The organism is Nostoc mirabile CHAB5784 (assembly GCF_020829645.1).
GTDB classification, from domain to species: Bacteria; Cyanobacteriota; Cyanobacteriia; order Cyanobacteriales; family Nostocaceae; genus Nostoc; species Nostoc mirabile.
Genome location: NZ_JAIVFS010000016.1, coordinates 81,844 through 108,437, shown reverse-complemented (window position 1 = coordinate 108,437; position 26,594 = coordinate 81,844). Strand labels below are relative to the sequence as shown.

At 42.2% G+C, this 26,594-nt stretch carries 35 protein-coding genes and 1 pseudogene; 18 read left to right on the top strand and 18 right to left on the bottom strand.

Annotated elements, in window-relative coordinates; genetic code table 11:
• Nucleotides 1-327 precede the first annotated feature (327 nt).
• The 4 genes from LC653_RS13300 to LC653_RS13285 form a co-directional block, all read right to left on the bottom strand.
• The gene (locus tag LC653_RS13300; RefSeq protein WP_229494928.1) at nt 328-600 is read right to left on the bottom strand and encodes a hypothetical protein; all 273 of its coding nucleotides are present in this window, start codon (nt 598-600) and stop codon (nt 328-330) included.
• Between the two features lie 98 nt (nt 601-698).
• The gene (locus LC653_RS13295) at nt 699-1,250 is read right to left on the bottom strand and encodes a hypothetical protein (RefSeq protein ID WP_229494927.1); all 552 of its coding nucleotides are present in this window, start codon (nt 1,248-1,250) and stop codon (nt 699-701) included.
• 102 nt (nt 1,251-1,352) lie between these two features.
• Nucleotides 1,353-1,955 (bottom strand): hypothetical protein, encoded by a 603-nt coding sequence (locus LC653_RS13290; protein WP_229494926.1) that lies wholly within the window; start codon nt 1,953-1,955, stop codon nt 1,353-1,355.
• Complete coding sequence (locus LC653_RS13285) at nt 1,931-2,086, bottom strand: hypothetical protein (protein ID WP_229494925.1); 156 nt, start codon at nt 2,084-2,086, stop codon at nt 1,931-1,933. The genes LC653_RS13290 and LC653_RS13285 overlap by 25 nt, the downstream gene beginning before the upstream one ends.
• Nucleotides 2,087-2,422: 336 nt before the next feature.
• Here LC653_RS13285 and LC653_RS13280 point away from each other — a divergent pair, with 336 nt between their 5' ends.
• The 10 genes from LC653_RS13280 (at nt 2,423) to LC653_RS13235 (ending at nt 10,316) form a co-directional block, all read left to right on the top strand.
• Nucleotides 2,423-2,686, top strand: coding sequence for a helix-turn-helix domain-containing protein (locus LC653_RS13280; protein WP_229494924.1), 264 nt, complete (start codon nt 2,423-2,425; stop codon nt 2,684-2,686).
• Between the two features lie 109 nt (nt 2,687-2,795).
• Nucleotides 2,796-3,623 (top strand): hypothetical protein, encoded by an 828-nt coding sequence (locus LC653_RS13275; protein ID WP_229494923.1) that lies wholly within the window; start codon nt 2,796-2,798, stop codon nt 3,621-3,623.
• A gap of 62 nt (nt 3,624-3,685) precedes the next feature.
• Nucleotides 3,686-4,582: a hypothetical protein gene (locus LC653_RS13270; RefSeq protein WP_229494922.1), complete on the top strand. Its 897-nt coding sequence runs from the start codon at nt 3,686-3,688 to the stop codon at nt 4,580-4,582.
• A gap of 283 nt (nt 4,583-4,865) precedes the next feature.
• Nucleotides 4,866-5,069 carry a hypothetical protein gene (locus LC653_RS13265; RefSeq protein ID WP_229494921.1) on the top strand — a complete coding sequence of 68 codons (204 nt, stop codon included), beginning with the start codon at nt 4,866-4,868 and terminating at the stop codon, nt 5,067-5,069.
• Nucleotides 5,066-5,767 carry a hypothetical protein gene (locus LC653_RS13260; RefSeq protein ID WP_229494920.1) on the top strand — a complete coding sequence of 234 codons (702 nt, stop codon included), beginning with the start codon at nt 5,066-5,068 and terminating at the stop codon, nt 5,765-5,767. The genes LC653_RS13265 and LC653_RS13260 overlap by 4 nt, the downstream gene beginning before the upstream one ends.
• The gene (locus LC653_RS13255) at nt 5,755-6,354 is read left to right on the top strand and encodes an alpha-ketoglutarate-dependent dioxygenase AlkB family protein (protein WP_229494919.1); all 600 of its coding nucleotides are present in this window, start codon (nt 5,755-5,757) and stop codon (nt 6,352-6,354) included. The genes LC653_RS13260 and LC653_RS13255 overlap by 13 nt, the downstream gene beginning before the upstream one ends.
• Before the next feature lie 264 nt (nt 6,355-6,618).
• Nucleotides 6,619-6,801, top strand: a complete 183-nt coding sequence (locus tag LC653_RS13250) for a hypothetical protein (RefSeq protein ID WP_229494918.1) — start codon at nt 6,619-6,621, stop codon at nt 6,799-6,801.
• A gap of 91 nt (nt 6,802-6,892) precedes the next feature.
• Nucleotides 6,893-7,549 (top strand): GIY-YIG nuclease family protein, encoded by a 657-nt coding sequence (locus LC653_RS13245; protein ID WP_229494917.1) that lies wholly within the window; start codon nt 6,893-6,895, stop codon nt 7,547-7,549.
• Nucleotides 7,536-8,957 (top strand): hypothetical protein, encoded by a 1,422-nt coding sequence (locus LC653_RS13240; protein WP_229494916.1) that lies wholly within the window; start codon nt 7,536-7,538, stop codon nt 8,955-8,957. Before LC653_RS13245 ends, LC653_RS13240 begins: the two co-directional genes overlap by 14 nt.
• Before the next feature lie 9 nt (nt 8,958-8,966).
• Nucleotides 8,967-10,316 (top strand): replicative DNA helicase, encoded by a 1,350-nt coding sequence (locus LC653_RS13235; RefSeq protein ID WP_229494915.1) that lies wholly within the window; start codon nt 8,967-8,969, stop codon nt 10,314-10,316.
• Nucleotides 10,317-10,331: 15 nt separating this feature from the next.
• Here the strand turns inward: LC653_RS13235 and LC653_RS13230 are convergent, their stop codons facing one another.
• Complete coding sequence (locus LC653_RS13230; RefSeq protein ID WP_229491361.1) at nt 10,332-10,736, bottom strand: hypothetical protein; 405 nt, start codon at nt 10,734-10,736, stop codon at nt 10,332-10,334.
• A gap of 51 nt (nt 10,737-10,787) precedes the next feature.
• On the opposite strand from LC653_RS13230, the gene LC653_RS13225 reads away from it, so the two are divergent.
• The 5 genes from LC653_RS13225 to LC653_RS47310 are packed head-to-tail and all read left to right on the top strand — an operon-like array spanning nt 10,788 to nt 13,087.
• Nucleotides 10,788-11,168, top strand: coding sequence for a hypothetical protein (locus LC653_RS13225; RefSeq protein ID WP_229494914.1), 381 nt, complete (start codon nt 10,788-10,790; stop codon nt 11,166-11,168).
• Between the two features lie 5 nt (nt 11,169-11,173).
• On the top strand, nt 11,174-11,566 hold the full coding sequence (locus LC653_RS13220) for an ASCH domain-containing protein (protein WP_229494913.1): 393 nt from the start codon (nt 11,174-11,176) through the stop codon (nt 11,564-11,566).
• The gene (locus tag LC653_RS13215; protein WP_229494912.1) at nt 11,563-12,744 is read left to right on the top strand and encodes a DNA cytosine methyltransferase; all 1,182 of its coding nucleotides are present in this window, start codon (nt 11,563-11,565) and stop codon (nt 12,742-12,744) included. Before LC653_RS13220 ends, LC653_RS13215 begins: the two co-directional genes overlap by 4 nt.
• Nucleotides 12,741-13,037 (top strand): DUF1392 family protein, encoded by a 297-nt coding sequence (locus tag LC653_RS13210; protein ID WP_267923042.1) that lies wholly within the window; start codon nt 12,741-12,743, stop codon nt 13,035-13,037. The genes LC653_RS13215 and LC653_RS13210 overlap by 4 nt, the downstream gene beginning before the upstream one ends.
• Nucleotides 12,995-13,087 carry a hypothetical protein gene (locus LC653_RS47310; RefSeq protein ID WP_372478174.1) on the top strand — a complete coding sequence of 31 codons (93 nt, stop codon included), beginning with the start codon at nt 12,995-12,997 and terminating at the stop codon, nt 13,085-13,087. The genes LC653_RS13210 and LC653_RS47310 overlap by 43 nt, the downstream gene beginning before the upstream one ends.
• A gap of 3 nt (nt 13,088-13,090) precedes the next feature.
• On the opposite strand, the gene LC653_RS13205 is transcribed toward LC653_RS47310, so the two are convergent.
• The gene (locus LC653_RS13205) at nt 13,091-13,258 is read right to left on the bottom strand and encodes a hypothetical protein (protein WP_229494911.1); all 168 of its coding nucleotides are present in this window, start codon (nt 13,256-13,258) and stop codon (nt 13,091-13,093) included.
• Between the two features lie 778 nt (nt 13,259-14,036).
• Here LC653_RS13205 and LC653_RS13200 point away from each other — a divergent pair.
• Entirely contained in the window at nt 14,037-14,240 is a 204-nt protein-coding gene (locus tag LC653_RS13200; RefSeq protein ID WP_229494910.1) for a ribbon-helix-helix domain-containing protein, read from the top strand.
• On the opposite strand, the gene dinB is transcribed toward LC653_RS13200, so the two are convergent.
• From dinB to LC653_RS13150, 10 genes are all read right to left on the bottom strand, one after another.
• Complete coding sequence (gene dinB, locus LC653_RS13195; RefSeq protein ID WP_308189081.1) at nt 14,211-15,296, bottom strand: DNA polymerase IV; 1,086 nt, start codon at nt 15,294-15,296, stop codon at nt 14,211-14,213. The genes LC653_RS13200 and dinB overlap by 30 nt on opposite strands.
• 169 nt (nt 15,297-15,465) lie before the next feature.
• Nucleotides 15,466-15,657, bottom strand: coding sequence for a hypothetical protein (locus tag LC653_RS13190; protein ID WP_229494908.1), 192 nt, complete (start codon nt 15,655-15,657; stop codon nt 15,466-15,468).
• Between the two features lie 78 nt (nt 15,658-15,735).
• Nucleotides 15,736-16,167 (bottom strand): hypothetical protein, encoded by a 432-nt coding sequence (locus tag LC653_RS13185; RefSeq protein WP_229494907.1) that lies wholly within the window; start codon nt 16,165-16,167, stop codon nt 15,736-15,738.
• Nucleotides 16,168-16,176: 9 nt separating this feature from the next.
• The gene (locus LC653_RS13180; protein ID WP_229494906.1) at nt 16,177-17,070 is read right to left on the bottom strand and encodes a hypothetical protein; all 894 of its coding nucleotides are present in this window, start codon (nt 17,068-17,070) and stop codon (nt 16,177-16,179) included.
• A 191-nt stretch (nt 17,071-17,261) separates the two neighbouring features.
• Entirely contained in the window at nt 17,262-18,140 is an 879-nt protein-coding gene (locus tag LC653_RS13175; RefSeq protein ID WP_229494905.1) for a DUF7226 domain-containing protein, read from the bottom strand.
• Between the two features lie 2 nt (nt 18,141-18,142).
• Entirely contained in the window at nt 18,143-18,550 is a 408-nt protein-coding gene (locus LC653_RS13170) for a prevent-host-death family protein (protein ID WP_229494904.1), read from the bottom strand.
• Between the two features lie 280 nt (nt 18,551-18,830).
• Nucleotides 18,831-19,022 carry a hypothetical protein gene (locus LC653_RS13165; protein WP_229494903.1) on the bottom strand — a complete coding sequence of 64 codons (192 nt, stop codon included), beginning with the start codon at nt 19,020-19,022 and terminating at the stop codon, nt 18,831-18,833.
• A 48-nt stretch (nt 19,023-19,070) separates the two neighbouring features.
• Nucleotides 19,071-20,453: a glycosyltransferase gene (locus LC653_RS13160; protein ID WP_229494902.1), complete on the bottom strand. Its 1,383-nt coding sequence runs from the start codon at nt 20,451-20,453 to the stop codon at nt 19,071-19,073.
• Nucleotides 20,454-20,891: 438 nt separating this feature from the next.
• Nucleotides 20,892-21,203 carry a hypothetical protein gene (locus LC653_RS13155; protein WP_229494901.1) on the bottom strand — a complete coding sequence of 104 codons (312 nt, stop codon included), beginning with the start codon at nt 21,201-21,203 and terminating at the stop codon, nt 20,892-20,894.
• A gap of 266 nt (nt 21,204-21,469) precedes the next feature.
• Nucleotides 21,470-21,844 carry a hypothetical protein gene (locus tag LC653_RS13150; RefSeq protein WP_229494900.1) on the bottom strand — a complete coding sequence of 125 codons (375 nt, stop codon included), beginning with the start codon at nt 21,842-21,844 and terminating at the stop codon, nt 21,470-21,472.
• A 285-nt stretch (nt 21,845-22,129) separates the two neighbouring features.
• On the opposite strand from LC653_RS13150, the gene LC653_RS13145 reads away from it, so the two are divergent.
• Together LC653_RS13145 and LC653_RS13140 are read left to right on the top strand one after the other, a co-directional pair.
• Nucleotides 22,130-22,417: a hypothetical protein gene (locus LC653_RS13145; protein ID WP_229494899.1), complete on the top strand. Its 288-nt coding sequence runs from the start codon at nt 22,130-22,132 to the stop codon at nt 22,415-22,417.
• A 245-nt stretch (nt 22,418-22,662) separates the two neighbouring features.
• A complete protein-coding gene (locus LC653_RS13140; protein WP_229494898.1) occupies nt 22,663-23,301 on the top strand; it encodes a hypothetical protein in 639 nt (212 codons plus the stop codon).
• A 142-nt stretch (nt 23,302-23,443) separates the two neighbouring features.
• On the opposite strand, the pseudogene LC653_RS13135 reads toward LC653_RS13140, so the two are convergent.
• Nucleotides 23,444-23,927 (bottom strand): annotated as a pseudogene (locus LC653_RS13135) (hypothetical protein); the annotation flags it as partial.
• 435 nt (nt 23,928-24,362) lie between these two features.
• On the bottom strand, nt 24,363-26,108 hold the full coding sequence (locus LC653_RS13130) for a ShlB/FhaC/HecB family hemolysin secretion/activation protein (protein ID WP_229494897.1): 1,746 nt from the start codon (nt 26,106-26,108) through the stop codon (nt 24,363-24,365).
• Nucleotides 26,109-26,594: the final 486 nt, after the last annotated feature.

The following is a 26,594-nucleotide window of genomic DNA, read 5'->3' as shown; positions in this document are numbered from 1 at the left end:
AAACTTGTGAATACCTGATAGTTACTGGGTAAATATCCATCAATATAAACGAGCCGATATTGAACCAGTTGAATAACTTCAGGCGTGGGTTTTGTGATCAGGAAAGTCTGAAATCGCCCAATTTTAACTTTTTCGCAGATATAACTGTTATATGTGGCATAATTTTTGGGTTGAATCTATTTTTCTCTACAGTCAGACTTAAGTTGTATGGCTGTAGAGTTTTTCATGTCTAATGTGATACTCTAGCTATCAAGCAGCAAACATCTCTTTTTTTTAACAGGTTTAGACAACCTAGAAGCGCTGGAATCTGTGCATTTAGTAATGCTTTCAAATATAGAAATGCTCGAAAATCTGATTGAGTTTTTCCTTTAATTCATCAGGCAGAGCCTTAAAATCAAACTCGTCTGATTCCCAAACTTCATCAATACTGGTAGACTCATCAACAATGTTTGCAATCAAACAAGATTCATCGTCATAGTTCCAGCCATTTGCTAAAAGCCACGGTAGAACTCCCTCAGATTGCAATAGTTTCTCAATGTCGAACGAGTCAGAAAACTGCTGTAAGTTTTCGATACTAGGGTGAACGATTGTTGTAGTCATTTATTGTGATTGGTAGTAGTGAGTACACAGCACAGCAAGCTGTAGACAAAGCTTGAGCAACTTCTAATTACAGTTGCCCAAACCCTGTTTACAACGAGTTAAAACGCTATCTCATTGGCAGCTTTTGTTACAGCTAAAGCCTGTTCCCAGATTTGTCGCCACTCTGTTTGCTCGTTGTAGGATGCCATGACTAATTCCGACTCTACCCATACGCGACAGAACAACACATTTTCATCTGTCCCTGGCTGCGGCTGTAGTGTGATGGGAGAATATAATTGTTGTGGGGTCAAAGTTGCGATCGCCGCAAGTATGCACTTTGAAAAATGCGTATCGTAGCCTGATTCTAAGATATACGTCCGGTCTGCTTGAATAGTTATTAGCAACTTGCAGGTTTCTTTTTTGCGGCGTTCTGTATTCTCAAACCGCAGTTCTTTAAGATATCCAGTTAAGGCAGTTTGAGGAATAGCAATCGGTTCACCATTTAGTGTGTACCACAGTCCTCCGTGCTGACGATTGCAGTAGATTTTGCAACTGCCAGCATCAGAGTGCAATCCTAGTTTTGGCTTATTGATTGCTGCGACTAGCTGCTTGAGCAGTTCCTCTTGGCGCATCAAAGCAGCAAGTAATTCGGCATTTTCTTGAGGGTTCATCGTTCAATACCAATACATTTCACTTCGCATTGGCGCAGCCATTGACTTCTCGAAACCAGCAGGCGCGACCGATGAAGATTTCGGTCACGCCCACCATTTCATTTACGCTGCTACCGGCAACTCCCGTTCTACCACTGGCTGATATTCCCGTAGCCGCTCCCATTCCTGCGGCGTGAGTTCGTCAAACGGCTTATCCAGCAGTTCTTTACAAGATGGTTGCAGTTCTACCATCGACAATACCCACACGGCATCAAACGCAGAATCACACGGAACTTTCTGCTGATGCACTGAAGTTGCCCGAATAACCCACCACTTGCCCTCTGTGCAGCCGATAGAACCGAGTTTCTGTTCATCCTTATAGATGCCGTCATCTAACAACTCAAATCCGAATTGCTCACACTGGGCGGCTATTGAGGACATAACTTCGTTCCCGGTTGTAGCTAGGGGAGCTTCTTTCTGTACTGGCAAAGTTCCTCGCTTATACTGCCAGCAGATGTGGCGATGGCAAAGCATTAGGGTAGCAGCACGATGGACTTCCGCATCGTTCACCATTACTACCCAAGGTTGTGTTAAGTCATCATCATGAGTAATGGTGGCTATCAGCTGTTTACCAGCGTAATATTCGTGGTCGTAGAAGCTGATTTCGATTACTCTCAATTCTTCAACTTTGACGCAAGGGGTTACAGTTGTTGCAACTTGTGGCATAATTTTAAGATTCCTTTTGGATAATTGGCGATCGCAGAGTTTTGCACACCACAGCGATCGCCTTTTGATTTGTGTACTAATTGATGTTGTGCAAGCACAACACTCTCAATCCAGATTTGGCGCAGCCTCATATTTCTTGCTCCTAACCAGTGACTGGAGCTACCAAGCAAAATACACAAGCGTTAGGCGACGGGCAGTTTCAACAATCAGCCTGAGTTCTGCTGGTAATTTTATTGAGAACCTTCCTTGACCCTTATCTCGCTTCCGCAGCTTTGACTATCCACTGCATCTGTTACTTCAGAGTCTCTGGTTTTTGGTTCCATTTTCAAGGTTCAGTATTGAAGCACCGCTTTATTTATCTGAGAGGCTGGCGCTCGTTTCCTCTTCTACATTCTTATTTTCTCTTATTAAGAGACACTTGTCAAACTTCTCTTGTCATGAGACACTGGAAGTGTGAAAAAAATATTTTGAAGAAAGATACTAAAGGAGGTATTCATCTGGAAGCGACATTAATGCGGATTGTGATCACAAGGGAAGTTCCTGGATTGGGGGCAAAAATCAGAGAAGTTCGGAAGTTGTCTGAGAAAACTGTTACTGAGTTAGCAGCAGAGGCAGGAATTAGCACATCCCACTGGCACAGAATTGAAAATGAAAAAATTCAAGAATTGCCATTGGAAACATTAAGAGGCATAGAAAGGGCGTTAGCCGTAGACCTGGGAATTGAAGGATGAACAAGTTTTATTTAGAGAAAGTTGACCTTTTATTAACGAACAGCTGAAAGCGATCGCCCCTCCGCCAAGAAGTACGATCGCTTGCACTAATCCCTCAATAGGAATAGCTATGTCTACCCTACCAGTTTTCCAACTACTCCTCCAAGACAACCCTGGCTTGTTCACCACAGAAGGACTATCCTCCCTTTTACAAGATTGCATCCACCTGAGATACCCCGAACGCCACAAATTCACTTACCCCTCTCTGCTAAACCAACAGGTTTACTTGTCCCTTGCAAACCTTGGTAACGGTAGCAGTGAGGACGAAGAAATCATCCGCCGCATTCTTTCAGACCCCAAAGGCTGGTGCATTGATGCCCCAGCAGATGTGCAGCAGGGAGCTAAGTTTTATGACAACATGGGTAAAATGTTTGGCCCTCGTTTTGGAACTGACCTTTTTCTCTACCACAGTATCAGAGACAACATCCAAGAGCTTCAGAAAAGCTTAGGTATCTCTGGGGTGAGAACGAGAAATATTTCTGTACGCGTTCGCCCTTGGCGTTGGCGCAGCCATCGCCTATTTTCATACCCGACAGTAGAGGATCAGCTGGTGACATTAGAGAGCGATCGCGTGACTCTTCAACAAGCTGTGCCAGAAGTCGTCAATTACTTCATCAGCCTTGTGCAAATACAGCTTGCATACAGATTATTTTTAGTTGACAAGAAAGAGCAGAAAACTCCTGCCTCAATCAGTGCAGTTGAAAACGCGGCATCAAGAGCAGTAATAGCAGAGATTTATACAGAGTCTTTCGACTGGGAACTAACAGGCATTAACTGTTGGCGTGGTAAAAGCGTTGAAAGACTAGACCCTGACAAAATTCGTCTTACCCTTCATCTCGATTGGGACGAGAACGAGTTCATTTTCTTCGACGCTCATCATCCAGACCCTAAGCGATGACCTTGGACAGATAAAACGGCTGAGTAAAAAAACATCAATTCCAACAACTTGGAGCAACGATTATGTCACAAATCGAAGTAGCTCAAATTATCGACCAGATAAAGCAAGAAATCACTGTTGATGCTTCGGGATGCGGTAAAGCTAGTATTCGAGCTACAGCAAGACTCGCCAATATCGATGCTACTGGATTAGTCAGAAGTCTCAAAACTGCTGTAGACAATTCTCGGTCTAAACTAGTTGAAAAGCTTATCCGTAAAGGGTTTGAAGCCGTAGAGATTTTAGGGTGGTCGCAGTCCGGTATCCCTGATATAGCTGTTGCCGCAATACTTCATTATTACGGTTATGAAGCTGGCAAGAGATGTACCACACAAGCTTCCTTAGCCTGTGAAGCATTTGAAAGTATCGGTGTTCGCGCCTGGATGCAAGACATTATGGGCTGGACAAAACCCGCTACTCAACCACAAGAACAACCCTCCACACCAGCCCTCCCCCCAGTTGAACAGCGATTGCATACTCTTGTCCTGGCAATGAAAACTTTAGCTGAGTTAACTGGTGGCAGACTCAACCCATACATGGAACAGCAATTTAAAGACTATGCCGGGAACCTTTTGGCTGAACATAACAGGAAATTGCTAATTCCTTCAGAAGAACGCTGGCTTGGCGTGGTCAACTTTGCAGAGAGCGAACTTGGAAAGAAAGTCCCCCTGAGCGGCGCTCACTATCGGGGACATTTAGGTACATGGGTTCGCACGTTTTACCCACACTTAGGCGATCGCCAAGAAACGCGATTGGTTAACGGCGTTCAACAGCCTATTTATGTCTACGCTTGTCACGAGCCGACTGTTGCGGCTGGGCTGACCAAAGCTATAGAAGAGTTCTTCGCTCATCCCAGTCCTGGTACAGCGCTAAGGCAGGCGGGGGCTTTCGCTAGCAAGAAGGAACCAGTGCTGGCCAAGTGAAAGCGAACGTCCCCACCACAGAAACGTTCGCTAACTAAAGATGGAAGTTATTGCTAAAGCATCAAATATCACCAATAACATTAAAAGCTTCTCTTTCACGTAGTCAAGCAACTACCAAACTTCTGACATGATCCGTTACAAAGATGACTGCTCTAGCAAATAATACACATCTCAAAAAAGTGTCGTAACTTCAAGGTTTCTAACAATCAAAATAAAAAGCGATTGCCGCTCAATAAGTAACAATCGCCACACAAAAACACTCCTTACTTTCAGGATAACGGATATGAAAGTCATCGTTATATTAGTTGAAAAAATCACATCATCAGCTCACATTGATATTCCCAATGGGTTATCAAAAGCAGCAATTAAACAGCATATAACAGACCGCTATAACAGTGGAGAAATGCAAGTAGATTTGAATATTTACCAAGTAGATTTTGAATCTATTAGCGCCAAGATTGTGAAACAAACAGGAGAGTATTTATGACCGTTGCACAACTGCTGACATCACAAGTTCATTCTCCTGTATCTTCATACGAAATTGTTGGTAGGCATCCACTGAACTTTTACGAGTCTCCCTCATGGTTTACTACGGAATTACTACGCCATGTTCCGTTATCTGGTGTCATTGGTGAGCCTTGTGTTGGGATGGGGGCGATCGCTTCTTTGTTGAATGTGTGGCCTCATACAGAACATATCTGGACTAACGACATCGATCAGAACTTACAGGCACATTTTCACTACGATGCAACATTAACCGAATCATGGGATTCTTTCCCAGAGTGTGACTGGATATGTACCAATCCACCATACTCGGATTTTGCTGCACCAATTATCAAGAATGCCTACCAGAAAGCGCGTGTAGGTATCGCTGCTTTTTTACTTACCAGCTTTCTCGAACCCTGTGATGATCGTGCAGATTTCTTACAGCAGCACCCGCCGTCACTTGTAATCATCATGCCGCGCTTCTGCTTTCGGAAAGACAAACGGGGTACTCGTTGGGCTACCGATAACGTTACCATCTCGTGCTTTGTGTGGGACAAACGCGCAACAGGGCAGCAAATTATTATTCGTCCCAAGTCTCAAATCGTTGGGTTTTACAAAAATCCAGAACAGGCTATTTCACAAGAACGGGCAGAAGAAATTATTCAAGCGATTGCCAAAGGAGAATTATGCAACAACTAACTTTATTTCCCGAATCTGCTCCTACTTTACCAATCAACTATTATCCAGAATTTTTGAACAAGGAAGAAGCCAACGAACTTTACCAACATTGCCAAGGACTGCAATGGCAGCAAAACACAATCAGAATGCTGGGTAAAACGATGCCTGTTCCGCGCTTAGAGTGCATTTATGGCGATGAAGGCTGTGATTACCTTTACTCCAAAAGTGTATTACTTAAACCATTGCCTTGGACTTCATCGCTTGCACAAGTAAGGCAGAGGATTACAGATGTAACTGGCTACAACTTCCGTATCGTTATCGGTAATCAGTACAGAAGCGGACAAAACAGCATCGGCTGGCACAACGATAGCGAAGCATCAATGGGATTTAACCCAGCGATCGCCTCTGTCAGCCTGGGTTCGGTGAGGAAATTCCAAATCAAGCCCATCGGGGGTAAGCCGACTGACTTTTGGCTGGAGCATGGGAGTCTGCTGGTGATGCTTCCGGGTTGTCAAAGTACTCATCTGCATCAAGTTCCAAAGACCAATAAGGTCGTTGGCACACGGATTAATCTAACTTTTCGACCGCACGTTGGGGGTAAGAGATAACGGCATTAGTGGGACAACGAAAGGGATCGGTTTGATGGGACTGCTGCTTTTAACAGATGAGGATATCTTGTTAACTACCTCGAACGATTGAGTCAATAGAGAATTTAGGATATTGACCATCAACAGAATCTATACAATTGCAAGACAATTGTCAGACAATTGCAAGAAAACCTCGATATAATTTTAGTATATGCGTACTAACAGACACGCATCAGTATTTTTGAATTATCTCAGATTTTGGAGAGCCTCATGCCAGAACGATATATGCTTTCGATCACTTTGTCAGAAAAGGCTTACGAAGAATTTCGCCTTGTAGCTACGTGGAAGAAAATTCCCATTGGGACTTTAATCAGACAGATTTTAGAACGAGAACATGAAAGCCAAGATTTTGGAGAGCTAGTCAAACGTGCAACCGCAGATGGGCAATCGAATGTTTCAGAAGACTAAAGCTTACTTGTATTGCATAGACAGCAATTTTACCAACAGTAAAAATCAGAGCTAGATTCCAAATTTCAACCATTACAGAAGGAAGTTCAAGATGCAATTAAAAGAAGAATTTTATGAACACTATAAGAAAAATAATGGATGGGTATATCTAGTTCATGCAGAAGGGACACTACGATTTAAGATTGGTAGATCAATAAATCCTATTGGTCGATTATCCCAGCTACAGGGTCAATCACCTTACCCATTAGTTATTCAAGAATGCATTTGGACACCAGATGCAATTCATTATGAGCAGTGTTTACATCAAGAATTTAATAAATGTAGAGTTTTTGGTGAGTGGTTTGAGTTTGTAGAACCTTCAGACTTGTCTAATGCTTATAATAAATTTCGCTGGCGTAGTAGAACAGATATTTATGACATTTGTCATTGTATATCTAGTTCACTTGCTCATAGGTTTTATGAAGTAAAACCATTTTGTGAGTTAGAAGGATTTACTGAAATTAGTTTCATTGTACAAGAAGCCTTGGCTACATCACAATGCTTAGATGACTTAGTTTTGACTATTGATTTTTTTTTAGAATATATCTTTGAAACTTGGATAAAGAAAAAGTTTAATCTTTGCCACACTTCCAATGCAAATTCAGTTGAGTACTTTGAAGAATTTGCTTGTTTTCTAGAAGGTTTAAGACAGCGTACAGACTGCTTCATTCACGGCTTACATAGAGGAAATATTTATGAGTTTATCTAACACTACAAAAACACTTGAAAGTAGAAAAAATCATAAGTATGCTGAAATACTTGGTAGTCCAATAGCATTTCATCGAGTCTACGCCACAATAGCTGGTAGTGCTAGCGCTGGGCTTTTTTTGAGCCAAGCTATGTATTGGGATTCGAGAACTAATGACCCACAAGGATGGTTCTACAAAACTTATGAACAATGGACATCAGAAACAGCACTGAATCGCTATGAATTAGACAAAATTAGGCATCATCTCACTACTATCAATATCTTAGAAACCCAATTGAAAGGCTCTCCAGCACGACTTTATTATCGGATCAACCATAAAGTATTGAATAACTTCTTAGATGTCATTAAAGAAGGCTCTTTCACATCCATTAGACCAAAGAACAAGAACACAAAAAAATACTCTCAAATCTCTGAGTCTGTTGACGGTCAACAAACTGACTCAGTTTGCTTACCCTCAGCAAACTTGTCTGTTGATGGTCAACAAACTAGTTCGATGACCGTCAACAATCTCAGTTGCTCACCGTCAACAAACTCTATATATATAGAATCTACAGAGATTACTTCAGAGATTACACACAATGCGCCCCTGGCTTCGCCACCCGCGCCCCCCACCCAAGAATGTGTGTGTGAAAAAGAAGAACTTGATTTAACAACGGAAGAAATTGAACTTGAAAAACCAACCCCAGAAGAACCAACCCTACAACAACTCACTTCGTTGTTAAAAAAATCCGAGCCTTCGCAACAAACCGATAACACCTCTTGTAGGTCAACTATTGCGGCGGGGTCGTTCGAGAAATCGGAACAAGCGAATAATCAGCTAGTAGCACCAAACCCAAAAAGTGCTAGTCCTACATCACTGCCCGATTCGACTTGTTACACAATGCACCCCACAGAGAAAACTGAGCAAGCGATGCGAGAATCTGGACTGCCGCCTTGGATGGATAAAGCAGGCCCTAACGGTTGGAAAACAGAGTTTGTGGAGTCCTACAGGCAATACTTGAACAGCACGCCCAGGTATGCCAAAGAGTTAATTCGTCAGGCAACAACAGGCGAGGCGAAAAATGCCCTGACTCGACTCTCAAAAACTGACTCCGGCAAAGCAGAGATTCAAAACCACTGGGATAGTTTCAACGAGTTGAAAGAGCGTCAACAGCATCAGCAGCAGCATCAGCAGCATCAGCCCCATCACAGCAGCGATGATGCTCTAGCTAAAGCAATTGCCGATGATGAAGAACGCCGTCGCTTTGAACAACAACAACACTCCTGGGTTCCAATGCCTCAGAAAGACGCTGTTGCTCTCAAAGCAAAACTTCAAGCCGCAGCTTCTTCTGCAAAAGTTTCGAGCAACTCCAGACCATCTTCCACGAATTTGAGAGAAGTTGAAGCGCAGTTAAAATTAGCACGCTAGAGCCTAATTATGCACCCTAACCAAGACAACGTAGTTTCTTTTCACCCTGACAAGTCACTTGACAATTTGCCCCCACAAAACATTGAGGCGGAAGAAGCGATTTTGGGCGGGATTATGCTTGACCCAGAAGCGATGACTAGAGTCAGCGATCGCTTAAGCGTTGAAGCCTTTTACATCAGCGCCCACTCATACATTTATCAAGCTGCGACAACGCTTCACGCTCTGTTTCAACCCACAGATTTACTTTCAGTCACCGCATGGTTGGCTGACCACAATTTGCTAAACCGCATTGGTGGCAGGAATAAGTTAGCGACTCTGGTAGACCGCACTGTGTCCGCCATCAACATTGATGCTTTGGCCGATTTGGTGATGGAGAAATATCGACGGCGGCAGCTAATCAAAGTGGGCAATGAAATTGTCCAACTCGGTTACGAGACGCAAACTGAACTACCACTTGTACTATCGCTTGCTGAGGCAAAAGTTTTTGGCGTTACCCAAAATCAAAGCGAGGAACGCTGCAAGGTTTTCTCAGCACAAGACATGGGCATTGAACTTTTTCAAAAGTTGGAGATGGGAAACATGGCAGGTGACAGAATTGGTTGGTACGACCTGGAAAATATCACCGGTGGCATTTATCCCAGCAGCTTAGTTGTAGTGGCTGCTGAATCCCACATGGGCAAAACTCATTTCATGATTTCTTACGCTTACGAAATCATGACCAAACTTGGAAAACCAGTTTTGTACGTAACTCCAGAAATGGACAAGAATCAACTCAATGCCCGAATGCTGGCCCGAATCACTGGCGTAGACGCTTCTATGATTCAAACCAATACTCAGTGCTACTGGGAGCAAATAGCACAAGGTATAGGACAGATGGTGGAACTGCCTTGGAAAGTCTATGAGCATTCTTCCCCTACAACCACAATGATTGCTTCTGCTGTGCGCCGTGCCATTGCCGAATTTGGTGGTTCTATTGGTGCTGTGTTTATTGATTACTTGCAGCAGATTCCTCTGGAGTCAGGCGGAAACATGGCCTTTGAAGTCGGCAAGATTACCCGCCAGATTCGGGACATTGCCAAGTCTCACAAAATCCCTGTTTTCTTGGGCTGTCAAATCAATCGGGGCAATCAAACTACGGCTGATAAACGCCCCAACCGTCATCTGTTACGTAATTCTGGTGAAATCTTTGAGGTTTGTGACCAGTTAATCATGCTTTACCGCGATGCTGTCTACACAAAAGACCCAAGCGACCGCACTATCGAGTTGATTGTTGAGAAAAACCGCCTTTACGGTAAGCTCGGCACTGCGACGATGTTATGCGATTTATCGACCTCGAAATTTTTGAACTTGGCGAGGTAAACGGGATGGAGTTAATTAATTTGGTGTGCTACTGCCACCATTTCGGTCACGTAAATACTCCCAAATTCTGCGGATTTCTTCTTGAAAAGCAAGGCGATCGCGCTCTGCCTGGAGTAGAGAAGCCAACAATACTTCTCGATCGCGGTCAGCTTGAATTTCAGTTTCCCTTATGGTTTGACGATCACGTTCAGCATCTCTTTGAGCAGCGCGTAATCCTTCCTGATGGAGGCGCGCAATGTCAGCCAATTCCCTAATGGTACGCTCCAACCTTGCAATGGTTTGGGAATTTCCTCGTGTTTCCCGCCTGTTAGCATTTTGTACTGTCCTTAGCAAATCCAGTTCGTCACCTATCTCTTCTAGACGAGTATCAATATTATCAAACCTTGCACTGATATCTTCCGGTGGAAAAGCGTTTGTCATAATCCCTCCTTCTTCTTTCTATTCTCGCAGAAACTCACAATTACAGACTTTATGAGTACAACTATCCAACAACTTTTCCATAAATGGGCAACTCTTGCTCCTGATGAATGTTTATCTCCTGAGTGGGATTACAAGTTCAAGCTCCGAATTTTACCAGATGTTGAAAAATCCAATTCTCTTACTGATAATCGCCAAATTATTACTGAGAACTTAGAAACACATAAAGCTTATCGACGTGATTTTACAATCCGATTGTTGAATTTCGTGTTACTAACGATTATTTATCACTGTGCGGCTCGACAGTCCAGTATCAGCTTCAACTTTACAGAACTTGGGACTATCGCCACAATCTGCAACGGGCTGCGTTCACAGCCACATCGACATCCGGCACTTGCAGCATTGGATGCTTACGTTCAACTGCTGGAGTTTTAAAACCCATGAAAGCACTTTCAGTCCGTCAGCCTTGGGCATGGGCAATAATTTATGCTCTCAAGGATATAGAAAACCGAGGCTGGCCCATTCATTATCGCGGCGACATTCTGATTCACGCTGCAAAAACCTGTACCAAAAAAGAGTACCAGCTTTCGATTGAATTTTGCCAAAGCATGGGGGTAGTAATCCCAGAATTAATCTCTCTCCGTCGCGGCCAAGTCATCGGTATAGTCACAATAGTAGATTGCCGTTTCTCACAAGTTGCGTCTGGCTGGGGGATGCCTGGGCAATATCACTGGAAGCTGGAGAATCCACGCGAGATTACACCGATTCCTTATATTGGTCAACTAGGGATTTTTGAAGTACCCGATGATTTGGTCATGGAGGTGGCTGCTTGACTAAAACAGTCCCAAGCCATACGCTACCTCCGAGGACACTGCAACAACAGAGGGCAACCAAGGAAGATATCATCGCCTTTATCAAAAAAGCGAAAACCAAAAAGCCATCACCAAAATTAGATGTCTGCAAAAATTTTGATAACACAAAATTAAAACCAGTTTTGCCAAATGATGCCCCAATCGCTGTAGTACTTTTCGCAGGTGGCGGCGGGATAGAAGCGGGGATGGTACAGGCTGGAATTCGTCCGGTCATTGCGGTGGAGTTCGACCCCACTAAACCAGAACTGAGTCGGGCGATCGCCAAAACCCATCACCACAACTTTAGCGAGTATGGCTGTAGAATAATCCAACTAACAGTGCAAGAAGTAGCACAGTCAGGATTTCTCGGTTTTCCGCGCCGCCCCGATTACCTCCACGCCTCCCCAGTGTGCGCCAACTTCAGCCAAGCCCACACAGCCAAAGCAGGTAAGGGCATTGAAACATCTGATGACCTGAGTGCAGCGATCGCTGTAACAGAAGCCATCCAACAGTTGCAGCCACGGGTGTTTACTCTCGAAAATGTTCCGCGCTATCAGAACAGTCAGAGTTTCAGTATCATCCTGTCAGTTTTGGAACAAGAGGGGTACTGGGTCAATTACAGCGTGGTCAGCATGGACAAATTCGGATTACCCCAGGCGCGTCGGCGGTTAGTTCTGATTGCAAGCAAGGGTTTTCACATTGCCTTACCTACGGGAGCTAAATCTTGTGGATGGTACGGGGCGATCGCTCATCTAATCCCCAGCATGACCGATTCCCAACTACTCCCCAAACAACGGCAAGCGGTAGAACAATTTCTGATGGCTAACGAACCAGCGCCACTGCTAATACAGAGAGTTGGGGAACGTACAGAGTCCAAGTATAAACCTGCACACTTGCCCTGTAATACTATCTTGCGATCGCACTTCACCGATCACAAAGGTTGCAACCGTAGTAAGTTCGCTGATATCTGGTTGCCTGGTGGTACGGTCAAATCCCTATCAATTCAAGGTGCAGCGAGGTTACAGGGTTTTCCTGACTGGTACGAATTTCCCAACGAGACTGCTACGGCGGGGTCAATTATCGGCTATTCTGTGCCTCCTTCTTTTGCAACTCAATTATTCGCATCAGTACAAAGTATTTTGAAAGGAGCAAAAGTATGACTTACCTTGTCCAAAACTTAGAACAGTGCTGGTACATCTCCCCGCCTTGGGGTCAACGAATCCCGCCGTTGCTAGTGAGTCTGTTAGAGCGGGTGTACGTGAAGTCTGCCAAAGCTTTCGGTTATTGCACTGGCGTAGAGTGGTCAGAACGTGGCTGGAAATACGAAATCTTCACTCTTTATGACAACATTACTTGGAAAGTGAACTTATTGGCACACGCAACTTACAACCGAACACTAAAGAAAAACCTATGTTTCGACTCAGTGAGTTGGTCGAATTTCGGTTGTCACTAGATGGGCCACCAATTCGGATTATCCAGGGCGTTTTTAAGTTATGTAGGTAATAGCTAAAGCTCTATTCCTTCATCAATCCAAGCATCAATTGCTGTTTTTACCTCTAATTCAGTCACGGCAGACCATTCTTTTTCGTTGATAGTTGTTTTAAATACCGCTCTTTTACCGTGACCAACTTTTTCCATTGAGTGTCCGCGATACAAATTTTTAGGCTTAATCATTTTTCTTAATCATCTTTATAGAATATTATAAACTGTCGCTCAATAAGAAGAGTAGTTTGATTTGCTATAATGGCTACTGATCAAGGGGATTATCATAACTGTAGTGTAAGTCAAGAGGAAACAAACAAATAGTTGTATCCAGGTAAGGGGTTGCCTCTGGTTATTCCTGAACAAATGCTTACCTCTAGAAACCAAAATTAAGAATTTCAGATATCGTAATACACACTTGACGCTTCATCTTACTGTTGCCATTATTCCTCCACAGTCCAAGATACCTCTTGCAACATTTGGCATAACAGCTACCGAATAACCAAAATTATTAAACCTTAAGCAAGCTAGAAAATTTTCTAGCTTGCTTAAGGTTTCGTTAAGTTATGGAGTTAAATATAGTGCTTGAATGAAAGTCTATATCCAGATTAGTTAGTCAATTTCACCTTTGGGTAAAGAGCAAATGAATATTAGATGCAATTGTATGAAGATAAGGTTTACTAAATTCAATTGGCAATACTTGCTGATTATACGCCTCTTGATTGGCTCACTTCGATTGCGCTTTGCTTAACAATATTTACCAAAAATACAAGCTTGTTTCAAATGTTTTAAATTTCATATAGATGATTTATCAGTAAAGTTTTAGATTATAAGTAAATACCCTGGAGAAGATGTGCTAAAAATAGTTTTACGGCAAGTATGCTGTGGTTAACATCTATATATTTGTTAAGTATTGCACAAGGCATTTAAAGTCTAGATAATTCATTAAATTTGATAAATATTGCAAGTCATGAACAAAAAATGGGCTGTCAAACGAATCACAATAAATCTTGCATCAGTTGAAAGCGAAAAACTTGAAAAATATTGTGCAAGTACAGGTAGACCTGCAACTGATGTGATTCGGGAGTTGATTCGCTCTCTCTCCATAACCGAGTTGTCAGCGTCTGAACAGACTACACCTACCCTAAAATATGATGTTCCCATTCTGAAATAATGGCAATTGAATGACTTGGGTTTGTTTGGCGTTATCCAGGTTAGACAACGAAATCCCCAACAACCTGATGCTCCGATTCTCCAGGTCAATTGATAAAAACAGTGTTTTGGCTATCTCAAAAATCGTAGAGAGTTCACTGATGGGAGCAAGCATTGTCTTACTGCGGGTTAACTGCTGATAGTCAGAAAACTTAACTTTCAGGGTTAATGTGCGTCCTCGTGTTTCATGTTGCTCTAACCGTTGCTCGACAATTTGGGCAATCTGTTCGAGTTCTTGCAACATCTGACCAACATCGCTTAAGTCCTGTGCAAATGAAGTTTCTGCACCTATGGACTTACGAACCCGATTCGCCTCAACTGGGCGGTCATCTTCTGCTCTGGCAATCTTATAGTAATAATGGCCTGCTTTACCAAAGTGGTGTGTTAACTCCAAGAGCGATCGCTCTTTCAAATCAGCCCCAGTGTGAATGCCGAGTGAGTGCATCTTCGCCGCCGTCACCTCTCCTATACCGTGGAACTTCTCAATCGCTAGCTGTTCTACAAAGGCGATCGCATCCTCCGGTAAAATCACCGTCAGTCCGTTGGGTTTATTTTGACCGGATGCCATTTTTGCAAGAAACTTGTTAATCGACACGCCTGCGGTTGCCGTCAACTGAGTTTCGTGGAAAATCGCAGTTTTGATGTGTCTTGCGATCGTAGAGGCGTAGGTGATATTTTGCTTATTCTCAGTAACGTCCAAATATGCTTCATCTAGCGCAACTCCTTCCACTAAGTCAGTATAGCGTTTGAATATGGCGTGGATTGAAGTGGAAATATCTCGGTAAATATCGAATCTCGGTCTGACAAAGATAAGTGCGGGACATTTAGCGATCGCTGTTATTGACGGCATCGCGGAATGAATACCAAACTTACGAGCTTCATAACTGGCGGCTGCAACCACACCTCGTTGGCTGGGGCTGCCACCGACGACTAACGGTTTACCTCGGTAGCTAGGGTTGTCCCTCTGTTCCACCGATGCGTAAAAAGCATCCATATCAACGTGAACTATCTTTCTCACTTAGAAGCAGAGTGAAGCATTAGGAAGTTAGGCCAACCGGTGCTTAGTAAAATACTATATTACCAGTCCTATAGTACATTAGCACTACTTATTCCCAATACCATATCTGCATTACTTCCCACCTGGCTATGTGACCAATCGCTACAGTGATGAGCTATAGCGTTCATCATCACAACTCATCTTGGAGCCAACTCAACCCAGTTGTCAACGCCGCCGCAGCCGTGTAATAAATCTTTTGTTCTCCAAATATGCCACCCGTGCGGCTGATAATACAGAATTCCCAGCAGTGAGAAGGTGTGTAAAAAACTATCAGGGTGCTGCCTTTAATACAGATAACTTCATTAACCTTGATCTGGGACATTGGCTGGTGTAAGGATGCGGCATTTGCAATTGTCTTCGATTTTGCAATTAAGTGACACAAATCTCCGATATTTCTAATCTAAGGTTGAATTAGAGGCTGTTGGGATTGCTGAGTATTACATTCAGCTACCTTATTGCTAACAAGTACATAACTCGTACCTACCAGTGCAAGACTAACTACAGCAGCAGCAACAATATTCCAACGCTCACCAAATGGTTTTTGTTTAGAAGCTATTCCAAGTTGCTCCTGTATATATTTGATAGCTAATGCTAAAGATTTACGAGTGATTTCATGCCAAGTTGTAATAACTCCGCGCTCATCACTTTTTAAATAAGCACATAAATAACCAGGACTTGATTTATCATCTTCGATCATGAGTGAATAACCATCCACTAGCTTTGCTATCAAAGTTTTTTTGCTTCCTAGCCGACGTGTATTCGGTTGCAGCCCATTTGATTGCAATATCTTGATTGCATCTTCCATTTCTATAGCGTTTATTTCTAATATCATTTTGTTCCCTTAGACCATTTGAACGAAAGCTTTCAAAATTTTGTATTGATAATTTTCATCTTCAACCTGATGGGAAGTTTGGGTCACATTCCAAACTTTTTGGATAATATCATCAATACTGAAACCCTCCTTCTTCAATTTCCTCACTTGTTCTTTGTCTTCATCAATAGACTTTTTGGCGGCGACACTGTTTTTAATTACTTCTTTTAACCAACTCCAATCATCACTCTCAACCCACCAGTCTATTGTTTGAGCAACAAAAGCAAAATTTCTTGGATAATATACATTCACATTCCCTTCATTTTTATCTGCTTTTTCACCAGAGGTTACTTTATAGCCACTAGCCATCATGTTCCTGACTTTATTAGTAAATGTAGTAATTATCCAAGAAACACTTAAGCCGTAAGAGCCAACCAACCATTCTCTAATTGTTATTTTTTGATTTTCATCAAATAATTTTGAAACTTTTAAAGTATACTTTTCCCAGAAAGGTATCTGGCTTACCATTTCGCCTAAGTGAGCTAATCTTTTATTAATCAAGGTACAAACTTGGAAACTTAGCCACTCTCCCAAACTTTCATAGAGTTCTTCTGCCGCCAATTCATCACAAAAACTATAGAACTCATGAAGCTGCTCTACATCTGCAAGGTGTAAACCTTCATGTTCAATTAACTTAATTCCAGAAAGTTGAATTTTATCTTGGGTTATAGTGAGTACGTTGTAATCAGCCCTATTAGATACTTTTTTATTAGGATTTGAAGGTATATCAGTTAACAAAATTTCTACAATATCTTCTAAAACAACTCTGCCATTCGCTCCTTCTCTTTGAGAGTAAACGCGGACTATCTGCTCTTTCCGTGTAAATACATTCTGGTAGATGTAATTATTTAAAATTAATTCCATAACTTATTTCTTTCCATTGGTAATGTTTATACTTACTTAAAAATCTTATGCAAGTATGCAATCTAGATATTTTTACTGTCATTTATGGCTCAAGACCCATAAATTAATTTTTCAACATAGCCAACAATTCCAAAAAGATCGCATCAGTTTTTTTTATAAATTATTGGCTATAAACCTCAGAAAACTTATAGTTAGTCAGTGTCTGCACCATCCAGTACTTCTGCAAATAACATTGGAATTGTAAGCTGTACCCCTGATTCATGGATACGGATAGGAATTCCTGACTTTTTAGATATCCACTTTATCCAGTTTTTTAAAGTCTGTGAGCGACGATTACTAGTATCTGCGTCTTTTAATACCTCTGGAAAAGTAAGCTCTTTAACTACTTCATCATTTAAAACTAGCACACTATTTAGTTGTGATTGTTTTAGTGAAACTGCATCAATAATTCGCCAAACAGGAGGGTAACTTAACATAGCTTCAATGAGCAGTCTGACTTGTAAATCTTCATTAGGTGCTTCAGCAATTAATCTGCCCTTTTGGGTTAATTCAGTCAGCCACTTATTGCCCTGACGCATCCTTGTAATCAGCTTGAGTGCTTCTAAAGCCTGTTTTGCATACTGTCCATGTCGAGAAATATATACGTCTTTCTTTCCTCTATTACCTAATTTATAACCTAGTTCGTATGAGTCTATTATTCCTTGATGAATAAGTAAAATAGCCTCGATTATTTTCTTAGGTTTATCATACTGGGGAATAGAATCTACACAGTTCCTATCATCCCAATCATCCTCAATCGTAAACCTTTGCTTAAAAATATCTGCCGCTTTCATTTTGATATCGATTAGTAATACTTTCTTTTCTTCTAAATAAGGTTTGTAAAATAAATTACAATATAAACCTGCGATTTCATTAGTATTAATATCGTAAAAATTTGTTTTACTCAAATGTCCGTCTTGCTTGAGTATTTCTAAAAAATGATTAATCTCTTGGCAGGCTTCAGGTGGATAATAGCCTTGTAAATTTTTTATTTTCTTTTGAAGTTCTGGGGTAGATACTATCTCAAACATGATTACTTCTCCTGAGTCAAACTTCCAACTTCAATAAGACCGCTATTAATAGCAAGTAGTTTATCTGCAACTTCTGACACTGGAATCGCAAGATAGGCAATCAACCGAGGGCTAACGAATGCAACCGCTCTCCGTGTATGATAGGTTACATAAATACAATCAACATCAACTTGTAAATGCTCCCAGCATTCGGTTAGATGTAGCCGGAAATCTGATAATGACATTTCTTCGCTTTTATTGATGGCATTATCTTCTAGAGCTTTTTCTAAATCCTTTAAAGGCACTAAGAATCCAACTACTTGCCCATAATAAGTAGCAGCAATTCTTTTCATCCCTAACTGCACCTGACGCTTGAACTTCGGCAGGCTTTCTCTTAGGTCTGATAATGGAAGCTGCTTGAAAGAACTCACGCTTGTTTTCCTCTTACTTTTGTAGTACAAACATACTGGCAAATGCTTCTGAAACTACTATATTAGACAAGATACCATTGTCCAACAAGTTTAGCAAGTTGTATATGTTTTACATTTATAGGCTATAACTCTTGTTACACAATAGCTACAGCACATTGATTGCTGATAACCGTTAGTTACCAGAGCGATAAGCCTGACGGCATGGCTACGCTTACCGCCTATAGTAGGACATGAGCTAATGGAGACGCTAGCGCAAACGGCGATCGCATATACGCACTCATCACCGTTCATCCCCCAACCACTCTAACCCAGTTCTCAACGCTGCCTCCGCCGTGTAAAAAATCTTTTGTTCCCCGAATATGCCACCTGTCCGGCTGATAATCCGAAACTGCCAGCAATGCCCTGGCGTGTAAAAAACCATTAGGACACTGTCGTTGACACAGAGTACGGTATCAACTTTAACTTGGGACATTTACTGCTGTTGTGGGTGTGATGATGTATTTTAATTGTCTGGGATTTCTCACCCAATCAACCCCAAATGCCGATGAAATGCTTCAACTGCATTCGCTACACCATCCTCAGCCCGAATCTTCTCACCTAACTCCTGGGCTTTCTTCCGCATCACCTCATCGCCCAGTACGATTTCAATCGCTGCCGCTAGAGTTTCTTCTGATACCTTGTGGTACGGTATCGGCGCAGGGCTGACTCCCAACCGAGTTAGTTTTTCACCCCAAACTGGCTGATCTGCAAAAAAAGGTACGGTAATTGATGGTGTCCCTGCACGTAACACTGCCGCAGTTGTACTAGCTCCTCCGTGATGTACTACTGCTGGCACTTGAGGAAATAACCAATCATGGGGAACTTCCTTGATCACAAACACTCGTAGCGAATCTTTTATATTCACCGTTCTTCCAACGTCCCCCCAGCCTGACAATATAATCCCGCCTTGATGGGTTTTCTTCAAAGCTTCCACAATGTAGTGTGTAAGATATTCTGGATTGGGCATCGTCATGCTCCCAAATCCAAAACACAAAGGCAATTGCTTTCGTCCCAGAAAATCCTCTAGTTCCAGGGGTGGCTCGTATTCGGAGGCTTGGTCAATAAACCAAAAACCAGTCACATGTGCCCAATGCGGCCAGTCATCAGGTTTGGGGATCACGTGTGAACTAAAACCGTACAATACAGGGATTCGTGATACATTTGCCGGAGTCTTCTGTCTGAAGCGTCTGCCCAAATATGGTTTAGGCTGCAATTTCAAAGTTTCTGTTCTGAAATGATTGAGCAGTTGACAATATCTTTGCCAGTGCAAGAACTCTACCAACAAGTAGCTGCCATAGTTAATTAATTTCTTTAGCGGGTTTTTAGCTATTTGAGCAAATCTCAAAAACCCAAACATCCCTGTGGGAGTCAACGGCAGAACTGATGCAAAAAAGCAAGGTACGCCTAATTTTTCTGCAATGTGATATCCCCAGTTGGCTAGCGGCGTGTAAATAATCACCTCACTTCCAATACATGCTTGCCAACCTGATTCCAACTGCTGAAGCAAAAGCTTATCTCCCTCTTCTTTTTTCAACTTTTCTCCCGCAATCAATCGCTGCCCTTGTTTCGATTGCAGAAACTCTTGCATATTGCCAGCGATCGGTGCAAACTCCAGGTCGAACTGCCTCACGAATGGCTCGAAGTTCTCATGCGTTGCCAGCGTTACTTCATGCCCCGCACGTTTCAATCCAATAGCCAAAGCGCAGTATGGTTGCAAGTCTCCCCTTGAACCTACTGTTAGGATTGTAATCTTCAGTTTCCGGCTTGGTGCTATAGGTAGACTTTGGCTCAAATCTTTTTCCTGCTGAAAACTCCAGTATCCAAAAATTGTACTAATTTCCTGCGCCTCTAGGCGATAAACCAATACAGTTTAGATCAGCCTGCTTTTTCGTAACTATTCCCTTACCTTCACAGAGGAACTTTCTTAACTGAACCACATTGAGCCAATTGCAATCGCTATTGCATTGGTTAATATACAGTCAAAAAAAATTCACGCGCGATCAATCTCATGAAAGGGTTTTGGGAATCCCGTTATCTTTGGGTTTTAAATTGAGAATAAATGGAACGGCTTTCAATACCCAATCGGACACGGGTGTATAATTAGCAGCTTCTTCTCGCATAACCTAAACCTTTACTTATGCCTGTAATTAAGATGAGCTTAGTCATATTCTTGTAGTATTCAACGTATCATCAGCAAACTTATCATAGGTAGCGCTATCAAAATCCTTGCACATTCTAAACCAATAACAAATGCACAGCCAGGTTCCATATTTCTATGCGATCGCCAAAGCAACGCTAATTGCTATTTATTAGACTTTTTGTGCTTTGTGGGGTCAACTAATCTATATGATTGGTCAGATTCACTCGTTGGAGGAAAAGGATTTCCGGCAGTTGATGTTACCTCTAACCCTGTGCCTTTTCCATCAGAATTAATTACTTCGTACTGCCCACTGATGGGAGTACGTTCCCCTGGACTATGTAAAAAAGATTGAGGCTCCTCTGACTGGCTTAATTGTGTAGTAACAGGACTGTAAACTATAGTAAACTGACTTTTGATTTCAAAACCTGGAAGATAGCCACCGTGGAACGGGATATCTGACCGAACAATTCGCAATTCGCAATTCGCAATTCGCAATTGCGGACGTAATTGATAACTGATTCACCTTGGAGTCAAACCCGCATTTCTCACAAGCCCTGCGATCACAATCTTCATAATCCTTGCCTAGAGTATGTTTCGGGCATTTTTGACTTGTGATTTTTTGATGCAGTGTGAAAAACCAGAATCTAGATTTTATAAGGGTTTGAGAAGTGTGGTGAGAAATCCGGGTCAAAGCCTCTAATTTCAATTATGAAAAGAAACAAAACACGTAGTATCAATATTCAAGCCCCCGCGTGAATGCTTGGGGTATTATTAATAATTGCGAATTGCGAATTGCGAATTGCGAATTGGAAATGGCTCCATCTAATAATTTGTGCATCTAGCAATTCTTGAAACTCAACAGCGTGTACTGCCGCCTCATCCGAGGGAGTTTGGCTATCTACAATGATCGATAACTTCAGAGTCAACAAAAGTATCGTTTGTATTTCTAAAGAATCGTCTACCGAGGTAACTTGTGTACAAGACTCATCTACATAAAAACCAAATTGGCTTTTAAAATGTGAAAAGCTCGGTGTTTGAAGTTGTTGGCTAAGATATGATAGTAATCCGCTATCCGGATCTGATAAAATCTGGCGAACGATTGGTATTTGTGTCATAAATATTTTGCAAGTTTTGAATTAAAACCTTTCTTTACAATCTCACAATATCAAGCACTTTGAGACATCCATCAAACTGACGAAACTTAGCTCAATCACTCTGCTGATTTACTTAAAACATCTTTCGTGCTGCTTTCACGCCAGATATTGATAAATTCTTCAGCAAGGGACTGGTATTTCCCGTAGATTTACAGTAGAGTGTTTATTCCGTGCAAATTATTTACACCTTCCTTTCCCAACTTTAGCCAGACAAATTTTAAGCCAATGCCTTTGAGGGAACAGCCAATGAATATTTCTAATGAGATACATACAAAAAAAATCATCAAAAAATCCGACAAGCTTACCCTGAAACAGATGAAGTTAATCTCAGAAGCAGAAGACCAACTTCTTCAAACTGATACTGTCAGTTCTTCAGCCCCTGTGGTTGAGGAGAAACCAGTAGCGATTTCAGAGGCTAGAGTTCCTGACTATATTCCATTCCTTGACAATCCTCCAGTACAATCTGTGGGCAATTCCGGCTGGCAAGTTTCTGATGTCTGGCGGGATATCCGCGTTGATGATTTCTGTGGGTGATACCAGGGCGAAGATAAGTGCAAAAGAATACATTGCTCCTGTGGTATACGTGATGATTTCTGTGGGTGATACCAGGGCGAAGATAAGTGCAAAAGAATACATTGCTCCTGTGGTATACGTACTGTTACAAACAAAAGTTGTCCCTTGGTAAAGAAGCCTACCAAATAATCAACGATAGCTTAGAGTTGAGTGCGTAGACGCTTAGGCCGCTTGTCGTAGACATCGCAATGGCATCAAGTTGTTCAATGGGTAAACGAAAGAGAAAACATCACAATACATCCTTGCCTTGGATGCTAGAAGAAGAGAATCTGTTCATTGCTCCTACTGGTAATGAAATAGTTACAGATGCTGGATGGGAGAAAATTTCATTTGAAGAAGCCAGAAAACTGTTTAGTCCCGAAACTTTTCAAGAGTGGTACGAACTGTTCCTAGAAAATACAGATATCTTGGAAATACTTTCAGAATCTAATGTAGATATAGATTTAGACGATGAATCAGCAATAGATAACTTTTTATCAACCTGCAACTGGACACCAAAACAAGTCAATTTAGTTGTAGCGAAGGCTATCTATAAAAGTCATGCTTGGGTGAGAGGATTGCTGATTTCTACACCTGATGTTGAAGAACCCTATTTTCACAATTATGAAATGGAGGCAATTCGTTTAGGAATCCAATTGCGGAAATACATCAAAGAAGATATTCCAGTAATTAATGACTCCAAAGATGCTGTCAGATATTTACACCGAAGATACGCCCTTATTGGCTGGCAACCAAGAAATTGTGTGACAGCAGCTCACAACCTAAAAATATCTCAAGCAACTAAGGTTTACAGTGAACTTCTCTGGGATGAAGATTGGGTAGATGAAGAAGACGAAATTTATTAGTCAAGAACAAGAAACTCTAAAACGGTTGTAGCCAAACCTTTGCACACTGCATAGCGAAGGCGAAGGCTCAAATCCATACTTCAATTCTGCAACGCCGGGATTTTAGTTCTTTCGCGTATCCTGTCCAGCATACATCTGCTTATACAGCAGGTTTCAAGCCTGCTTGTGCCAAAAAACGCAATTGTCGTTCGTTGGTCGGCATTGGAATTTGCTGACCAATGGTCGGCAAAAACTTAATTATGATTCTCATAAACCACAGTCGCTGAAATTTTTAGGTACGCCGCATCACGACTATAATTGAAGCGATGGCTGCGCCAACGCCAAGGGCGAACGCGGCAGTATTCTTCAAAAGTACGGTGCGTGGAACGGTACAATCTGCGATCACGCAACTCCATCAGCGCCTGACCCGCTGACAAAAATGCCCTTTCTACCTGACGTTCCAATTGCAAGCGTAAGCTTTGTTCTTCTTCGGTCAACTCTAGAATTTCAACAGCAGTCACCGTAATCGTTGCTGAGGCTGGGTTGTCTTGTCCAGAAGTATTTTCGGGAGCAGGGTCAGTTACTGGCTTTGGTTCACCAGATGCTACAAGGATAACTTTCTTGCGTCTGGATGGTGGTTTGTTCATTGCCGCACCTCCAGGCTGACAGCAGTTGAACAATGAGGGAGAAAGAACTTGCTTTGGAGGACGAAGAAAGTGGTATGAAGAACATCCGGAAGAGGCTTACAGAGACTGGCACGAAGACAAAAATGAAGATTTTGACGAAGACGAAGAATAAACTGAATGCTAGGATATTCTTAACTAAAGGCTTTTTTCTAGAAAATGAATCATCAAATCTGCGAACATGAGGCAACAAAGGAATGGTTAGCTCTCGGTTCAATTTACTATATAACTGAGTACCTAGAGTCCTGCGAAAGCTTTGATATGTTAGCAGATTTACGACAAATATTCCCCAAACAAACACTACGCGTCGCTAGCACCAAAGTCACTACTGATAAAAGAAAGAAAATTATTCTTTGGTTGCAGCAGTTCATATCAATCACAAGCGGCATAGCCACACGTTCAAAACGCATTGTACTGAATAGAAAACAAAATCCCGTTCTCCTGCCAAGTTCTTCCGTCTGAATCTACCGACACTAACGGAATCCCCCAGTCAACACGTGCATTAAAGTCACCCCCGCGCCACTGCAATCCCAACCCCACGGAAGCCAACATATTTGAGTTGGGATTTTCTGTACCTGCATTCCACACAAATCCGAAGTCTGCAAAGGAAATCATTTGCAAAGTACCACCGGCCCTGAGAATCGGCACTTGCACTTCAGCCGAAGCAAACACACCATTATCAACTAAGAAAAAATCTTGGCGATATCCTCGTACACTATCCACACCACCCGCGCCAAACTGTTCTAGCGGCAAAAGTGTAGTAGTAGCTAGTTGCGTATTCAGACGCAGTAACATCAGAGTATCTGGAGCCAACAGCCGTAACCATTGGGCTTGCCCTTGCCAACTGAAAAAACGACTGTCCGCTCTATCTGAATTTATCGTCGCGTCGAATGCATCAAGTCCCACGTTGAACTGTGATCGCACTGCAAATACTTCTCGGTTATTGCGAGATACCCACTCTTGGAAAAATCGCAGCGCCGATACCCTCGTGTTCCCTTTGTCATCTGCACCATCAGAGGGGAACGGAATTCGCCCAAATTCAAAATCTACATACGAAGCCTCGCTTTCTTTCCTGGAAGCAGTTATGCCAAGCGCAAATTCCTGGTTGGGAGTTCGGACTATTGGCTGTCGATACGTCAGTTCGTACTGCCGAGATTCTGCTTGAATATCCAGGATGTCGAAAGGTTCTTCGACAACATTAGCTGCTGAAGTCCCGTAGGTAAAAGAAATTGTCCCATCTCTCGGATTGATGGGTATTGTGTAACTAGCATCAAACGAGTTACTACCATCAGTGTTGGTATAGCCCACACTTAAACCATCTCCTACTCCCAGTAAGTTTGCTTCAGTTACTTGCAGCCGACGACGAAAGCTACCTACAGATGGCGAGCGCCCGTTGTCGAGTATGATTTGAGTGTTAAATGTGTCTGCTTCTTCTATGTTCACTGTTAAGACAGCTGTGTTGAGCTTCTCCCCAGGTGACAACTCAGCAGATAGTCTTTTGATCAAAGGATTGTTCTGCAACAGTTGCAGTGCATCTAACAAACGTTTTTCGTTTACAGGCCCCGTTGTGTTTAATTTCAGGCGATCGCGCACATAATTAGGAGAAAGTCGTCGAGTACCTGTTATCTTAATGCTTTCAAGTTTACCTTCAACTACTTGAATTTTTACCACACCTGACCCCGGACTAATTTCTTGAGGTGGAATATATGCACCAGAAGCAATGTAACCGTTTCTGATGTATAGATTGGTGATTCTAGAACGAGCTTCATACAACTCGGCTATATCCAGTTGCCGATTGAGAAAGTCGGACACAGCTTTAGCTAACTCTTCCTCGCTGAAAACTGTACTACCAACAATCTCGAAGCGTTCAACAGTAACTTTTTCTGTCGGCTTGCTAGGGAGTTCCTCTTCTGACGGCAGAGTTGGTTGTTGTGGCGGGAGTAGTTCTGGTAAGGGTTGTCGTTGGGGTAGTTGAGGTAAGGGTTGTGGCTGCGGTGTAGGGGGCTGGATGTCTTGTGGAGGCGGGAGGTTTGGCTGCTGTGTAGTGGTCTGTGCATGTAGGGTTTTAGCAGTACCACTAAGCACTATCAATATACTTAAAGGCAACCAAAACAATGTGCGCTTTGTGGGAGATTTATCGGTCATCAGATTCGGTAGGATATTGCCGCAAACTCTGAAATTGTACAGGATTGCTGTTTTATCAGAACAAACGCAATCTCAAAATTTTCTTAGCTTCAAGCATTCAATATCAAGCAGATAAACGTTAAATCTTAAGTTCAAGGTTAAAATCCTGATTTTCAGTTGATAAGGTACTCCTAAATTGGCAACTATGAGCAAAGAAAGTTTTATCGCAAAAAAATTGTAGTTAGCAGCAATTATGAACGCTGTTAATCGTAGGATAAACAACTAATTTACATAATTTTTATTCTTACGGATAAACTTTGCATTTTTACCTAACTCCCTAAGTTCCCTAAATCATGATTAACAAAATACACCTTGTTGGTCTGGTTGACTGACAAAAGTCCGAGTTCAAGAAATTAAAGCAAAGAAAAAAGGAGGTGCAGAGTTCCATAACGAGTAATTTCGCCGTACTCTAGCTGGTGACGAAACACAGATAGAGAAACAGATGGA

What these genes read in the sequence shown, in the direction of transcription:
- LC653_RS13300 (WP_229494928.1), bottom strand. Translation starts at nt 600, where the DNA reads ATGACTACAACAATCGTTCACCCTAGTATCGAAAACTTACAGCAGTTT.
- LC653_RS13295 (WP_229494927.1), bottom strand. Translation starts at nt 1,250, where the DNA reads ATGAACCCTCAAGAAAATGCCGAATTACTTGCTGCTTTGATGCGCCAA.
- LC653_RS13290 (WP_229494926.1), bottom strand. Translation starts at nt 1,955, where the DNA reads ATGCCACAAGTTGCAACAACTGTAACCCCTTGCGTCAAAGTTGAAGAA.
- LC653_RS13285 (WP_229494925.1), bottom strand. Translation starts at nt 2,086, where the DNA reads ATGAGGCTGCGCCAAATCTGGATTGAGAGTGTTGTGCTTGCACAACAT.
- LC653_RS13275 (WP_229494923.1), top strand. Translation starts at nt 2,796, where the DNA reads ATGTCTACCCTACCAGTTTTCCAACTACTCCTCCAAGACAACCCTGGC.
- LC653_RS13270 (WP_229494922.1), top strand. Translation starts at nt 3,686, where the DNA reads ATGTCACAAATCGAAGTAGCTCAAATTATCGACCAGATAAAGCAAGAA.
- LC653_RS13265 (WP_229494921.1), top strand. Translation starts at nt 4,866, where the DNA reads ATGAAAGTCATCGTTATATTAGTTGAAAAAATCACATCATCAGCTCAC.
- LC653_RS13260 (WP_229494920.1), top strand. Translation starts at nt 5,066, where the DNA reads ATGACCGTTGCACAACTGCTGACATCACAAGTTCATTCTCCTGTATCT.
- LC653_RS13255 (WP_229494919.1), top strand. Translation starts at nt 5,755, where the DNA reads ATGCAACAACTAACTTTATTTCCCGAATCTGCTCCTACTTTACCAATC.
- LC653_RS13250 (WP_229494918.1), top strand. Translation starts at nt 6,619, where the DNA reads ATGCTTTCGATCACTTTGTCAGAAAAGGCTTACGAAGAATTTCGCCTT.
- LC653_RS13245 (WP_229494917.1), top strand. Translation starts at nt 6,893, where the DNA reads ATGCAATTAAAAGAAGAATTTTATGAACACTATAAGAAAAATAATGGA.
- LC653_RS13240 (WP_229494916.1), top strand. Translation starts at nt 7,536, where the DNA reads ATGAGTTTATCTAACACTACAAAAACACTTGAAAGTAGAAAAAATCAT.
- LC653_RS13235 (WP_229494915.1), top strand. Translation starts at nt 8,967, where the DNA reads ATGCACCCTAACCAAGACAACGTAGTTTCTTTTCACCCTGACAAGTCA.
- LC653_RS13230 (WP_229491361.1), bottom strand. Translation starts at nt 10,736, where the DNA reads ATGACAAACGCTTTTCCACCGGAAGATATCAGTGCAAGGTTTGATAAT.
- LC653_RS13225 (WP_229494914.1), top strand. Translation starts at nt 10,788, where the DNA reads ATGAGTACAACTATCCAACAACTTTTCCATAAATGGGCAACTCTTGCT.
- LC653_RS13220 (WP_229494913.1), top strand. Translation starts at nt 11,174, where the DNA reads ATGAAAGCACTTTCAGTCCGTCAGCCTTGGGCATGGGCAATAATTTAT.
- LC653_RS13210 (WP_267923042.1), top strand. Translation starts at nt 12,741, where the DNA reads ATGACTTACCTTGTCCAAAACTTAGAACAGTGCTGGTACATCTCCCCG.
- LC653_RS47310 (WP_372478174.1), top strand. Translation starts at nt 12,995, where the DNA reads ATGTTTCGACTCAGTGAGTTGGTCGAATTTCGGTTGTCACTAGATGGG.
- LC653_RS13205 (WP_229494911.1), bottom strand. Translation starts at nt 13,258, where the DNA reads ATGATTAAGCCTAAAAATTTGTATCGCGGACACTCAATGGAAAAAGTT.
- LC653_RS13200 (WP_229494910.1), top strand. Translation starts at nt 14,037, where the DNA reads ATGAACAAAAAATGGGCTGTCAAACGAATCACAATAAATCTTGCATCA.
- LC653_RS13190 (WP_229494908.1), bottom strand. Translation starts at nt 15,657, where the DNA reads ATGTCCCAGATCAAGGTTAATGAAGTTATCTGTATTAAAGGCAGCACC.
- LC653_RS13185 (WP_229494907.1), bottom strand. Translation starts at nt 16,167, where the DNA reads ATGATATTAGAAATAAACGCTATAGAAATGGAAGATGCAATCAAGATA.
- LC653_RS13180 (WP_229494906.1), bottom strand. Translation starts at nt 17,070, where the DNA reads ATGGAATTAATTTTAAATAATTACATCTACCAGAATGTATTTACACGG.
- LC653_RS13175 (WP_229494905.1), bottom strand. Translation starts at nt 18,140, where the DNA reads ATGTTTGAGATAGTATCTACCCCAGAACTTCAAAAGAAAATAAAAAAT.
- LC653_RS13165 (WP_229494903.1), bottom strand. Translation starts at nt 19,022, where the DNA reads ATGTCCCAAGTTAAAGTTGATACCGTACTCTGTGTCAACGACAGTGTC.
- LC653_RS13150 (WP_229494900.1), bottom strand. Translation starts at nt 21,844, where the DNA reads ATGACACAAATACCAATCGTTCGCCAGATTTTATCAGATCCGGATAGC.
- LC653_RS13145 (WP_229494899.1), top strand. Translation starts at nt 22,130, where the DNA reads ATGAATATTTCTAATGAGATACATACAAAAAAAATCATCAAAAAATCC.
- LC653_RS13140 (WP_229494898.1), top strand. Translation starts at nt 22,663, where the DNA reads ATGGGTAAACGAAAGAGAAAACATCACAATACATCCTTGCCTTGGATG.
- LC653_RS13130 (WP_229494897.1), bottom strand. Translation starts at nt 26,108, where the DNA reads ATGACCGATAAATCTCCCACAAAGCGCACATTGTTTTGGTTGCCTTTA.